This is a genomic window from Alcanivorax sp. P2S70 (assembly GCF_000475295.1).
GTDB lineage: Bacteria > Pseudomonadota > Gammaproteobacteria > Pseudomonadales > Alcanivoracaceae > Alcanivorax > Alcanivorax profundi.
This window is the reverse complement of the sequence record NZ_AXBZ01000003.1, coordinates 19,992-32,365: the sequence shown is the minus strand read 5'-3', so window position 1 is coordinate 32,365 and position 12,374 is coordinate 19,992. Positions and strand designations below refer to the sequence as shown.

Annotated in this window: 13 protein-coding genes; 7 read left to right on the top strand and 6 right to left on the bottom strand. The window is 58.3% G+C overall.

The genetic code is table 11. The features are described from left to right. Window positions 1–3 precede the first annotated feature (3 nt). Both Q672_RS18440 and Q672_RS18435 read left to right on the top strand, forming a co-directional pair. Window positions 4–333 carry a DMT family transporter gene (locus Q672_RS18440; protein ID WP_022983873.1) on the top strand — a complete coding sequence of 110 codons (330 nt, stop codon included), beginning with the start codon at window positions 4–6 and terminating at the stop codon, window positions 331–333. A gap of 51 nt (window positions 334–384) precedes the next feature. After that, window positions 385–2,538 (top strand): acetyl-CoA hydrolase/transferase C-terminal domain-containing protein, encoded by a 2,154-nt coding sequence (locus Q672_RS18435; RefSeq protein WP_081703567.1) that lies wholly within the window; start codon window positions 385–387, stop codon window positions 2,536–2,538. A gap of 81 nt (window positions 2,539–2,619) precedes the next feature. Here the strand turns inward: Q672_RS18435 and Q672_RS18430 are convergent, their stop codons facing one another. From Q672_RS18430 to Q672_RS18410, 5 genes are all read right to left on the bottom strand, one after another. Further along, window positions 2,620–3,144 carry a DUF4282 domain-containing protein gene (locus Q672_RS18430; RefSeq protein WP_022983871.1) on the bottom strand — a complete coding sequence of 175 codons (525 nt, stop codon included), beginning with the start codon at window positions 3,142–3,144 and terminating at the stop codon, window positions 2,620–2,622. Next, the gene (locus Q672_RS18425; RefSeq protein WP_022983870.1) at window positions 3,138–4,172 is read right to left on the bottom strand and encodes a DUF2804 domain-containing protein; all 1,035 of its coding nucleotides are present in this window, start codon (window positions 4,170–4,172) and stop codon (window positions 3,138–3,140) included. The genes Q672_RS18430 and Q672_RS18425 overlap by 7 nt, the downstream gene beginning before the upstream one ends. Continuing rightward, window positions 4,169–4,981 (bottom strand): DUF1853 family protein, encoded by an 813-nt coding sequence (locus tag Q672_RS33755; protein WP_022983869.1) that lies wholly within the window; start codon window positions 4,979–4,981, stop codon window positions 4,169–4,171. Before Q672_RS33755 ends, Q672_RS18425 begins: the two co-directional genes overlap by 4 nt. Then, a complete protein-coding gene (locus tag Q672_RS18415; protein ID WP_022983868.1) occupies window positions 4,978–5,526 on the bottom strand; it encodes a PadR family transcriptional regulator in 549 nt (182 codons plus the stop codon). Before Q672_RS18415 ends, Q672_RS33755 begins: the two co-directional genes overlap by 4 nt. A gap of 211 nt (window positions 5,527–5,737) precedes the next feature. After that, window positions 5,738–6,424: a hypothetical protein gene (locus Q672_RS18410; protein ID WP_022983867.1), complete on the bottom strand. Its 687-nt coding sequence runs from the start codon at window positions 6,422–6,424 to the stop codon at window positions 5,738–5,740. 149 nt (window positions 6,425–6,573) lie between these two features. Here Q672_RS18410 and Q672_RS18405 point away from each other — a divergent pair, with 149 nt between their 5' ends. The 5 genes from Q672_RS18405 to Q672_RS18385 all read left to right on the top strand — a co-directional run bounded on the left by Q672_RS18405 (window position 6,574) and on the right by Q672_RS18385 (window position 11,135). After that, window positions 6,574–7,047 carry a YbjN domain-containing protein gene (locus tag Q672_RS18405; RefSeq protein ID WP_022983866.1) on the top strand — a complete coding sequence of 158 codons (474 nt, stop codon included), beginning with the start codon at window positions 6,574–6,576 and terminating at the stop codon, window positions 7,045–7,047. Between the two features lie 9 nt (window positions 7,048–7,056). Next, on the top strand, window positions 7,057–7,722 hold the full coding sequence (locus Q672_RS18400) for a 2OG-Fe(II) oxygenase (RefSeq protein ID WP_022983865.1): 666 nt from the start codon (window positions 7,057–7,059) through the stop codon (window positions 7,720–7,722). After that, window positions 7,671–9,719, top strand: coding sequence for a hypothetical protein (locus tag Q672_RS18395; RefSeq protein WP_022983864.1), 2,049 nt, complete (start codon window positions 7,671–7,673; stop codon window positions 9,717–9,719). Before Q672_RS18400 ends, Q672_RS18395 begins: the two co-directional genes overlap by 52 nt. A 209-nt stretch (window positions 9,720–9,928) precedes the next feature. Further along, complete coding sequence (locus tag Q672_RS18390; protein ID WP_022983863.1) at window positions 9,929–10,378, top strand: Hsp20 family protein; 450 nt, start codon at window positions 9,929–9,931, stop codon at window positions 10,376–10,378. A gap of 238 nt (window positions 10,379–10,616) precedes the next feature. Continuing rightward, window positions 10,617–11,135 carry a hypothetical protein gene (locus Q672_RS18385; RefSeq protein ID WP_022983862.1) on the top strand — a complete coding sequence of 173 codons (519 nt, stop codon included), beginning with the start codon at window positions 10,617–10,619 and terminating at the stop codon, window positions 11,133–11,135. Window positions 11,136–11,248: 113 nt separating this feature from the next. Here the strand turns inward: Q672_RS18385 and gap are convergent, their stop codons facing one another. Then, on the bottom strand, window positions 11,249–12,268 hold the full coding sequence (gene gap / locus Q672_RS18380) for a type I glyceraldehyde-3-phosphate dehydrogenase (protein WP_022983861.1): 1,020 nt from the start codon (window positions 12,266–12,268) through the stop codon (window positions 11,249–11,251). Window positions 12,269–12,374 lie beyond the last annotated feature (106 nt).

Genomic DNA, 12,374 nt, shown 5'->3' with positions numbered 1-12,374 from the left:
TCCATGGGTTATCTCTTCCTCTCCATTGCGATTCTTGCCGAAGTCGTGGCGACCACGGCGCTGAATGCGTCGCAGGGTTTTACCCGCCTGTGGCCTTCGGTGATCACTTTGCTGGGCTACGGGATTGCTTTCTATGCGTTGTCGCTAACGCTGCGCACCGTTCCCATGGGAATCGCCTATGCCGTCTGGGCGGGGGTTGGTATTGTGTTGATTGCGCTGGTCGGGGCGGTGTTTCTGAAACAGCAACCTGATTTGCCAGCGATGATCGGGATGGCGTTTATCATCGTTGGGGTGGTGCTGGTGACGTTTGTGTCCCGTACCGGCGCCCACTGAATTGTGTCCTCAGCCACAACCCAATACACCGCGACAACATAAGGAGCAGCCGTGACAGAGCGAATGGATAGCGTTGAGAAGGCGGTCGATTACGTCATTGAGAAGACCGGCGGGGAGATTCGCCTGGCCATGCCCTTGGGACTGGGCAAGCCCAACCGTTTTTTGAATGCCCTTTATCAGCGTGTTGAACACGATCCTGCTCTGTCGCTGGATATTTTCACGGCGCTGTCACTGGGCAAGCCTGGTGCGGGCAGTGATCTGGAAAAACGGTTTCTCGACCCTTTCGCCGAGCGGATCTTTGCGGATTACGAGCCCCTTGCCTACCTGAAACCCCAGAAGAAGGGGGCGTTGCCCGCCAATATCCGGGTGTTCGAATTCTTTGTGCAGCCCGGCAGCATGCTGGGCAGCGATGTGGCGCAGCAGCATTACATCAGCAGTAACTACACCCACGTGGCCCGAGACCTCAATGCCCGCAAGATCAATGTGGTGGCGCAAATGCTGGCGCACCGCGTGGTGGACGGTGAGGACCAGTACAGCTTTTCCTGCAACCCTGAGGTGACGCTGGATCTGCTGCCGTTGCTCAAGGCGCGCCGGGAGGCCGGAGAGACGATCGTGGCGGTGGGCCAGTTGCATCGTGATCTGCCGTTTATGGAAAACGATGCCATGGTGGGTGATTGGCTGCCGGAAATGGACTTGCTGGTGGATGACCCTGATGGCCATCGTTGCCTGTTCAGCACCCCGAACATGCCGGTGAATATTCAGGATCATTTTGTTGGGCTGCATGCGTCCACGCTGGTCAAGGATGGTGGCACGTTACAGATTGGCATCGGTGCTTTGGGTGATGCCCTGGTGCACCATCTTCGCCTGCGCGAACAGGATAACCAACGTTACCTGTCTCCCTTGAAAGCCTGGCAGATTCCCGGGGAGCATCAGGCTCTGATTGATCAGGAGGGGGGTACCGCACGCTTTCAGGAAGGCCTGTACGGGTGCAGTGAAATGGTGACCCACGGTCTGTTGCAGCTGGTAGACGACAAGATTATTCGCCGGCCTGTGTATGACTGGGCCCCCCTGCAACAGCTGGAAATGCATAACCCGGCCGAACCCGGCTTGGCCCTGCTGGATGCGCTGCGTGAGCAGTCTGCGATCAGTCGGCGTCTGGATCGCGCCCAGTTACGGTTGCTGAAACGCTTCGGGATTTTCCGTGAGGGCGTGACCAAGAAGGGCGAGCAACTGTTGCTGCCCAATGAGGTTGCGGTGGCCAATGATCTGGATGATCGTGCCACTCGCGAGGCGCTGAAAGCCGTGTTTGGCGACCGGCTCAAGGGGGGCATGGTCATGCATGGAGGCTTCTTCCTCGGGCCAAAGGCATTTTACGACCGGCTGCGCGGGATGGATGACGCGGAACGGGCGGCCATCAACATGACCCGCATCAGTTATGTCAATCATCTGTACGGTGATGAGACCCTCAAACGTCTGCAGCGTCAGGATGCACGCTTTGTCAATACTGCCTTTACGGTGACCTTGCTGGGTGCCGCGGTGGCGGATCAGATTGATGATGGCCGTGTGCTCAGCGGGGTCGGCGGGCAGTACAACTTTGTCAGTCAGGCTCATGAACTGGAGGGCGCGCGTTCTGTGATCATGGTACGCGCCTGGCGAGAGCGGGGCGGTGAGGCCATGAGTAATGTGGTGTTCTCCTATGGCCATAATACGATTCCCCGTCACCTGCGTGATATTGTCGTGACCGAATATGGGGTGGCGGACCTGCGTGGCAAGACCGATGAGGAAGTGATCATGGCCATGCTCAATGTGGCTGACAGTCGCTTCCAGATTGAATTGATGGAGCAGGCCCAGGCCGCGGGCAAACTGCGCAAGGACTATCAGATCCCCGAGCCCTATCGCCGTAACAACCCCGAACACCTGCATGAGATTGCTGCAAACAACGGTGAGCAGAGTTTCCCCTTGTTCCCGTTGGGGAGTGACTTTACCGATACAGAGCAGCGCTTGCTCAAGGCGCTGACATGGCTCAAGGAAAAAGTCAGCCACAAGGAATACCTGGAGCTGGGGCGTGACGCGCTGTTCAACGAAGGCAGTGAGGCTGAATTTGAGCGCGAGTTGGAGCGGATGGACATGAAAACGCCGGAGGGGGTCCGTGAACATGTTTACCAGCGGTTACTGCTCACCGCACTTGAGGCAGTGAGCCACTGACAGCTGACGGTCAGTTATCCTGTTCACAGGACAAGGATGTCCTGTGAACATGGCTTCTCGACGGGGCGGTGCAGGGCGCGATTATTCCGGTTTGTCTTTTTTGCGCTCTTCCGGTTTTACCGGTTTGCGCGCTGCAGGGCCGGAGCGGCCTGAGAGCACTCGCCAGAAAGGAATGCGGCGGGTGACAGACACCATTTCATCTACCGTGTCGCCAATGCCGGACAGACGATCCACGGTATCGCGCAGGCCTACCAGTTCATCCACGTGTTCGGAAATCTTGAACACCACCATGTAGAACTCAAGCAGAGCTCGCAGCACGGAAGCCAGTACCAGGAAGGTGATTGGCGCTGCCACGAAAAAGTAGAAAAGACCACGCCAGGTAGATGCCATAAAGGCTTCCACACAAAGGTATAACAGGCCGAGGCCGATACCGAACAGGGCGATACCATACACTCCCGGCAACACCTGGATGATCATGTATTTATCAAAGCGAAAGTTAAACAGTTCGCGCCAGTACTGAACGATCCAGAAAAAACCGCGGCGCAGCTTTACATTCACTTTCTTCGGTGCCACTTCCGGCGCCGCATTCTCTTTTTTATCTACCATTTTGCGTACTGCTCCTCGACAAAACCGTAGTGTGCCTGGATGGGAATAGTGCGACCGTCCTTGAGTGTCAATTCACCATCGAAACGGCCAAACAGCTGATTAAAATTACTGGCAAAGAGGCCAAGATCGAGGCGCTCTTTGTGGTTGCCGCTGGGGGTAAAGCGCAGATTGACCTGACCACACAGGCTGCGAATTTGCCAGGGTTGCATCAGGTCATCGCGGTGGTAATCAAATATCACGCCAGCGGTAGGTACCATGACGTCATCTACCCACAGGCAGTTTTCGGAAAAAGTCGTCTCATTGACACCGCAAGACAGATTCAGGCCAATACGGGTGTCGCCGACCTTGCTGGACAGGCAGGCCCAGTTCCAGAAGGTTTCCCTGCGCATGTAACCGGCGGAAAAGTCATGGTGTCCACAGGCCCCCAGTTCAGATAGATCCTGGCGGTGGCCGTTGCGAGTGAGGTTGCCGGTTACGGTGCGACCGGCAACCTTGTTGGCATACACCCAGCCATTGACGCCGGTGCGGGTGCACAGTGACATCGGTTGATACTGGTCACCCTCACTGAGCACGGCTTCCAGTGACAGGCCATCGAGACTGATACTCAGGGTCTTGGTCAGTGAACCCTGGTTGTCCTGGTAGCCAAGTCGGATATCGACCCCTTTTTGTTTGAAATGGCTTTCGCCTACCCGGGGTGAGGCGGACATGTTCAGGTCGCGCCCCAGAGGCGAGCGCCAGGTGTATTCCTTCAATTCGCCGGTTTTCGGTTCGAAAATATAGAAGAAAGCCATTCCCAGATAGGCCGTATGGGCAAAGGCGCAACCGGCCAGAAGCTGGTCACTGATGATGCCGAAATACTGGAACTGTTTGTAATGAAAATGCCGGGCGAAACGCGAGGCTGGTTTGCCCATGGGGGTGCGATAGTCCGCTTCCCGGCCGTTGATATGAGCAACGGTATGCGGAAAAACGCCCAAGGCGACCTGGCCCTGATCGTCGACCAGAGTGGCGGGTTGTGGCTGGAAATTCATGTGTTGGGCCAAGTGACAGGAACAATAAAGCCCGGTTCCGGGCGCAAAGCTGACAGCACCATGACCGGGCGAGAATGTTCCTCAACATAGTCAATGAGCGAGCGGGTATCAATGGTGTTGGTACTTTTGTCCGACATGGACGGACAAGACCAGAAAGTCCGCGGTATGGTGTGCCACTGTTGTGATGGCAGTCCGCGGGCAGGTAGCCACCAACCTCGTTCGTGGCGGGGGTGTCGTAGCGGCTGCTCGGGATGGCCACTGCGGTAGAAGAGCCTGCCGCGGGTCAATAATGCTTGTCCGTCGACCTTCCAGCCTGTCTCGCTGAGCGTGCGACTGGCTTGGCTGCTTTGGCTGCGAGGCAGTTGCTCCCCATGCAGATGAGCAATTTTGCGGGCGAGGGTATCTCTACGGTTAGGCCCGTACCATTGGTCTGGTGTTCCCAGATAGAATTTCAGGGCCAGTTCCCAGTGCCATAGTTTGCCGGTATCCAGATCACGTACCAACAAGTCCAGTTCACCGAGGGTGCGCTGTTCATCCCGGATGGGCAGGTTTCGCGCCACCAGTTCCAGTCCGCTGCTGTGTTCCACCAAAGCGGCGACCTGATTTTCGAATTGAAGCCCAATTCTGCTCGGCTGAGGCTGGCCCATCAGGAAGTGAGCTGCACGGGAGGGCAAGGCAGGGTCCCGTTGCCACTCCCTCAGCAGCCAGCAACCAGCATCTTCCCAGGGGGATGCCGGGATCAATGGCGGGGCTTGAACCAGCCACTGGAGCTGGGTCATCACCGCCCCGCCAGGCGGGGCGCCGATCATACCGAGGTGGTCAGGTCTTCACGTCGTCGCAGTTCGGACCGGACTTCCTCTGCCCAGTTGAGCCACGCTTGCTGGTCCAGAATACCGCGACGCAGGGTCAGGTAGGTGTACATGTTCTTGTCGCTGTCACGGTCATCCAGCTTGCGAGCCAGGTCTTCAAAAGTATTCAGGCGTTCGCGGCGCAGATCGGCCTGATCTTCCAGTTCCCGAAGGATAGAGGAAGGATCGCTCAGCGCCCCTCCGGCAATCTTGACCATAAACGCATCACGGATACGGGGCGGGGCAGCGGGTTTCCGCAGCCATCGGATTAACTCGTCTCGACCTTCTTCCGTGATCCGGTACATTTTCTTGTCCGGTTTGCCGTCTTGGGGAATATGGCGAAACTTCACCATGTCCTTCTCATTCAGTTTACCCAGTTCCAGGTAAATCTGTTGGTGGGTGGCATTCCATACCAGCCCGATGCTGTTGGCAAATTCGCGAGCGAGGTCGTAACCGCTGGCTTCCTGATCTTGTAGTAATACAAGTATGGCATGGCGCAATGACACGGCTGACTCCTCGGCAATCTCTTTTAGTTTTGATACCAGATTGATAGTAGAGAGCCGTGTTATTGCAGCGCAATCCGTTGAATAAGTAGTTTTGTAAAAACTTGGTGAAGTTAGCCAACAAGAGCGCGCCAGTGTAAGTATTTGTTATTAAAAGGCATGCACTATGTTGGCCAAGTGGTCTTGAATCGAAACGGGTGTCGCGTTGCTGTCATCAGTGTTTTGAAGGGAAATCCATCAGCATGCTGGCCTGGTATCGACAGGAGGCGGTTAGCTGCTCTTCGGTCAGTTTGGGGATCAAATTGTGGATCAGGCTGCGGGAGGCCTTACGGGTGGTTTCTACCCCCACGCTGGCGATCTTGCGCAGCACCGGACCGAATTTCAGCAGCGCCATGGGCTTTTCGAAGTACCAGTGTATGGATTCGTCGGTGACTTCCAGCAGGTATTCTTCCAGTTCCCGGCGGGCTTCTTCGAAATCCCCGTTCTCGCACAGCTGGGGCAGGTTGGCCCCCTTCATGGCGAGCCCTTCGTTAACCGGGAATGCTACATACCAGGTTTCCCCGTCCTCACCGGGTTGGCGCACCTGGTCCATGTAACTGGCAGAATCCTGGTTCTGTTTCAGGTCCATCTTGCGAGCGCTACGGCCGACCACCAGGGCGGTCGCTTTGCTGATGGTGGAACAGGTCATGTTGACCACCTTGAGCATGCCGGAAGACAGATTGGCGGCTTCCGAGGCGCGCAGCATGAACGCCTGCAGTGCCTCATCAATGAAGATGGCCATGATTTCCTCGATTTCCTTGGGTTGCGGCTTGCTGGCGCCACCCTGCATATCGCGGATAAAAGCGTCGGTTTTGGTGTGGAGAGTCTCGCTGGACTGAAAGGCCACATGAGGATTTGTCATTATTCGGCTCCCGATGACTGGAGGAAAGGATGATACCCATGGGTATTTGCCGACCCAATGACCAAAATTGCCGGGTTTCTATTTCTTTTTGTGGCGCAATGGCTGATGATTCGCGGCCATTGCCGGGTTTGCCGGGGTGAGGAGAAAACATGTTAGGCGTCATCCACGCGGATGCAGACCAGATCAAGCAATGGTTGCAACAGGCGAATATTCAGCATTACATCTGTGAGCACTGCCACGGCCTGCACCTGTCAGAATTGCAGGGGCGAGAAGGTGTGGTGGATGCGCGGCTGTTTGTGGAAGAGGATGGCGTGTTGCTGACCACGGAACTGGAAGTTCGGCCGGCGGCGCTGTTTGCAGTGCAAGCAGAGTTGAGCCGTCTGAATATGGCCTTTCCCTCCATCAAGCTGTTCCTTGACGTCAATGATGATTCCCTGCCCAGGCTGGTTGCCTGTGACCTGTTGTTGGGTCGCAGGGGGATTACGTTTGACCAGTTTATCTACTTCGTACAAGCCACCGTGGATGCCACCCTGCAACTGATGGATGAATGTCAGCAATTTCACTGGCTGATCTGGCCGGACGAAATGGATGGTGATGCTGCTCCTGGTGATGCCCTGCATTAGGAGCCTCCTGTGCACAAGACTGTGGATTGGCCCGAAGGCTTTGGCGCGGACCTCCATGAATATCTGATTCAGGAGCTGGTGGCGCGCGGCTATTGCGTCGCTCCGGGGTATTGCCCTCCTTCTCTGGTCCGGCAGCTTCGTGACGAAGCGCAGGCACGTGACGGTCTCGGAGAGTTTCGGCTTGCAGGCATTGGTCGCCGGCAGGAATTCCAGAAAGATACCCGTATACGCAGTGATCGGACCTGCTGGCTCAAGGGCGGCTCGCAGGCGCAAGCACAGTGGTTCGAGGCCATGGAGCAGCTTCGGCTCGAAGTGAACCGGGCCTTGTTCATGGGGTTGTTCGAGCTGGAATCCCATTTCGCCATTTATGGCCCTGGAGATTACTACCAGCGCCACCTGGACGCGTTTGCGGGCAACAATGGGCGTTTGTTGTCTGTTGTGCTTTACCTCAACGAAGATTGGCAGAGTGAGTGGGATGGGCGCTTGCGTATCTGGAATAGCCCTGATGCCAAGCTGGCAGACACAGAGGTTGAACCCCATGGGGGCACTCTGGTGGCCTTTCTGAGCGAGAAAATTCCCCACGAAGTCTTGGCAGCTACTCGGGAACGATACAGTATTGCCGGATGGTTTCGCTGCAACAACACTACTGCCGACTGGCTCGATCCACCACGCTGATCCTGGCTTTCCTGCTGGGGGCTGCGCCTGTCCATGCCCAGCTCTGTGGTGAGCCGGGTCGAGACGGTCAGGCGATCTCCGACCCCATTCTCAACAGTTATTTCACGGGAAGTGATGACGCTTCACTGGCGGCGGGAAGCCGTGAGCTGGTGTTGACTCGTGCCCGTGGTTCCTATCCGCTGCTTCCCGGCGATCTTGCCTTGTTGATGCAGGTGCAAGGGGCGACCATCAGTACCCGTAATGACCGTCGCTATGGCGTGCTGGCCTCCCACACGCTGAAGGCGGAATGGCTGCGTATCGACAGGGTTGACGGGGGGCGGGTGCAGGTAAAGGGCGCCGGGGCAGGCGGTGGATTGCTGCATGCCTATCACAACCAGCCCGCCGGTCCGGATCATGGGCGTGCCCGCTGGCAGCTTGTGCGGGTGCCCCAATTTGATGCCCTCACCCTGGATCAGGATGTACTGGCGTTGCCGTGGGATGGTTTTACCGGCGGTGTGCTGGCACTGGATGTGCGTCGCGGCCTGGCCCTGGCAGGCCATGCCCTGAATGTGGACGGGGCAGGTTTGCGAGGGGCGCCGGCGGTGTCGTTGCAGGGTGCGTTGGGGAATCCGGACGATTGGCGCTACAGCGCGCCAAACCCGGAGGATCAGGCGTTGGGCTATGGTCACCATGGCAGCAAGGGGGAAGGGATCGCCGGGACCCCGGTCATGATCGATCCGCAACAGCCAGGCTATCCGGAGGGTGGCATGGCGCGAGGCGCGCCAGCCACCGCAGGTGGCGGCGGTAACGCCATGGATATGTCCCATCGGTTGCTCGCCAGTGGTGGTGGCGGGGGTAACGGTCAACCCGGTCAGGCGGGCCAGCCGCAGTCAGGGGGTGGCCTGGGCGGTCACAAGGCTCCGCCGGGCCCCTGGTTGGGCAGTGGCGGTGGCGCCGCAGCCCGTTCGGTGGGCACGGGTGGCGATGGCGGTAGCGGTGGCGGCCTGATATTGATTCGGGCGGCGGCGGTGACCGGCCCTGGCGCTCTGACCTTGCGGGGAAATCCCGGCAGTGCAGCGGGCAAGGCCGGAGGCGGTGGTGGCAGCGGCGGTACCCTGTGGCTGGATATGCCCTCTGACGTGTCGTTGTCGCTGAAAGCGGATGTGTCCGGGGGGGCTGGAGCCGCGGGTGGCGGCAACGGCGGCGAAGGGCAGAGCTTGTCTGCTGATGGCCGGGAAGGTTTTCCCGCCTTTCCATTGTCAGGCGCTCAGGCCGGTTTCCGTTGTCGTCCGGCGGGACACTGGATTTCCGGTAGACTGTTTCTGGATAACGGCGCGGCGGATCCTGCCCAGGCCTTCAATGCCCGGTTTGACGATGGCGAACAACCGGTCGTTGCCCGGCAGCTGCGATTGACTGGGGTCGGTGTCCGCCCGCAGACCGTTTCTACGGACAGACAGGGACAGTTCAGCCTGCGTTTGTCGGAGGCGGAGAGTCGCGGTCAGTCCTTGCGATTGTCCTTGACCCTGGCGGACGAAGAGCGCTTGCCGGCGCTGCCGGTGTTGAATCGAGCGCCCGCAAAACAACAGGGGAAACAGCTCGAGTGGTCGCTGACGGCGACTCCGGACCGGCATTCCGGCCCGTTGGCGATAGGGCTGGTGACCTTGCCGCAGTGGCAGGGCGCGGCCTCCCAGTCCGTGCCCGTGGGTGGCAAGGCGGTGCTGACCTTCCGCTACCATGCCTCGGTGAGTGGGCAGGTGCACTTTACCAGCAATAGTGAGGCGGTCAGTGGGCTGCTCATGGACCGGGAATGTTCCGGCGACAGTGAGCGTTGGCAAACCGGCAGTAGCCCGGGCTGGAACGTGGTGGCCGGAGAGTTGTTATGCGTGCGGGTGCCGGTGGCATTTGACGGCAGCAAACGCACCGTCACCGTCATCGCCCGTACTCAGCCTGCTGGTGCGCCACAGGGCTTCTCGCTGCCGACACAGCGCGCCTCCACACAGCTTAATCCTGCTCACTGACCGTCTGTCCGTCGCGCGACAAAAGTTAGACAGATGCCTCTTGAAAGCCGGTTGGCTATCCCCATTTTCTGAATTGTGACAACAGACCGGTCTGACATTGTGCTCTGCTCTGAGAGTGCATGTCTGTCACACACAAACCTGTACGTTAAACCGTGAATCAGTGGATGCCTGCGGGGTCTGCTGCTGACGATGGAATGAGGATAGTGTGTATGAATACCGGATTTTCTCTTGCCCCTTTGTTTCGCCATTCCGTGGGCTTCGACCGTTTTGATGAGCTGCTGGATGCCGCGCTGCGTGCGGATCAGTCCAACGGTTTCCCTCCCTACGACATCATCCGCGAGAGTGATGGACGTTACCGCATCGTGATGGCGGTGGCGGGGTTTGCCCGCAGTGATATCGAAATCACGGTAAAGGAAAACGAACTGAAGATTCGCGGTAACCTGGCCAGCCAGGATGACAGCGAACGGACCTGGCTGCATCGTGGCATTGCCCGCCGCGCCTTCGAGCGCACTTTCAAGCTGGCCGACCACGTGGAAGTGGATGGCGCAGGCCTTGAAGATGGGCTGCTGACGGTCACTCTCAACCGTATTATTCCCGAGGAAAAAAAGCCCCGGGTGATCCAGGTGGATGGCGCGCCATCGCCTACAAAAAGTAATTGATCGCTAACAGTCTGTGACGCGTATTTTGTGACACAGTAAAGGGGCCGGTAAGGCCCCTTTTTGTTAGCGTCGAAAGGGTAGCTCAGGCGCCGATCCGCCATTTCAGTGGTTTTCTGCAAGGAGTCGCTGAACAACTGCTGGATTGGGGGTGTCTGGGTACGTATCGCAGCCACATCTTGTGGGACGGCCAGGAAGGCCGTGCGGTCCGAACATTGTCAGCCACAGGGAGAGGCATGCAATGAAACGTCTTTATTACTTCACCAAGTCCCTGACGTCCGTTCAGGGGATTACCCGTGATCTTCAACAAGTCGGTATCGGCGAAAATCGCATGCATGTCATGGGCACCGATACCATGGCCATTGCCCAGGCCCACGTGCATGGCACGACCACCTGGGAAGAAACCGACATCATGCATTCCGGGTTTATGGGCGCGCTCATCGGGATGGGCGTCGGTTTGCTGGCCGGATTCCTGATCGCCGGGGCAGACCCCTGGGGCATGCAACTGGAAAGCGGGGCCATCATTGGCGCCACCCTGTTTGGTACCTGTTTTGGTGCCTGGTTGGGAGGGTTGCGTGGGGTGTCTTCCCAGAATCACCATCTGACGCCTTACCTGGATCGGGTGGAGCAGGGAGACTACCTGATGATGGTGGATGCCGATGACGACCAACAGGCGGGCAGGGTGGAAAAGGTGATGAAAAACCACCGCCACGAAGCCGAAGAAGCCGGCCGTGAGGAGCATTTCAGCCCGTTCGATTGAGTGTGTTTCGTCTGGAAACACAGGAACGGTTTGTGGGAGGTTCTCTCTGCGGTTGACGCCCGCAGTTCGGGGGCCTCCACTGTCCTCCTCCTGTGGGAGAAGCCTGGGCGCCTTTATGCCGTTTCCAGCCAGGTGGCTGCCACATCCAGCATGCGCTGACTGAATCCCCATTCGTTGTCATACCAAGCTAGCAGTTTGAACTGCTGGCCAATCTGCTGGGTGTGGTTGATGTCCACGATGCAGGAATAGGGCTGGTGATTGAAATCCCCGGACACCAACGGCAGGTGATTGATCGCCAGCACACCCTGTAACGGGCCGTGGGCGGCGTTGCTCAGGGCTTCGTGCACGGCGTCGATCGTGGCGGGTTTCTCCAGGGTCACCGTCAGGTCCACCAGCGACACATTCAATGTGGGGACCCTGACCGCCAGCCCGTCCAGCTTGCCGGCCAGATGTGGCAAGACCTTGCCCACCGCGCGGGCGGCTCCGGTGCTGGTAGGAATCATGTTGACCGCGGCGGCACGGGCGCGCAGCAGGTCGCCATGGGCCTTGTCTACCAGATTCTGGTCATTGGTGTAGCTGTGTACGGTGGTCATCAGGCCTTGGCGTACGGTAAAGGCCCGGTCCAGTACCTCGACCAATGGAGCAAGGCAGTTAGTGGTACAGGACGCATTGGAGACAATCTGCTGGCTTGCCGTCAGCTGCTCATGATTGACCCCGTAGACCACCATGGCATCGGCATCGTCTACAGGATAACTGGCCAGCACCCGTGGTGCGCCGGCGTCCAGGTGGTGCTGGAGCTCGGCGCGATGCTTGAATTTGCCCGCAGCTTCAATCACCAGATCCGGTTTCAGGCTGGCCCAGGGCAGGGTGGAGAGTTCCGCACGAGAGAAACAGGGGATGCGGTGGCCGTCAATTTCCAGATGACTGCCGTCATAGTGAACCGAGTGAGTCCAGCGCCCATGGGTGCTGTCGAAGGCCAGCAGGTGGGCAAGCACGGTAAAGTCGGCCAGATCATTGATGGCCACCAGCTCAAAACGAGGGCTGGCCGGATGATCCTGCAGGGCGCGGACAATGCAACGGCCGATGCGTCCAAAGCCATTGATAGCAATACGAAATGTCCTGTCTGTATTCATCGTTCAGGCTCCGTCTACCATCCGTTTCCAGTGTAGACCCGGGCACCATTCTGCCGCCAGTCTGATCAAGCTTTGTTCAGATGGACGGCAGGATCCGGTGTTTTGC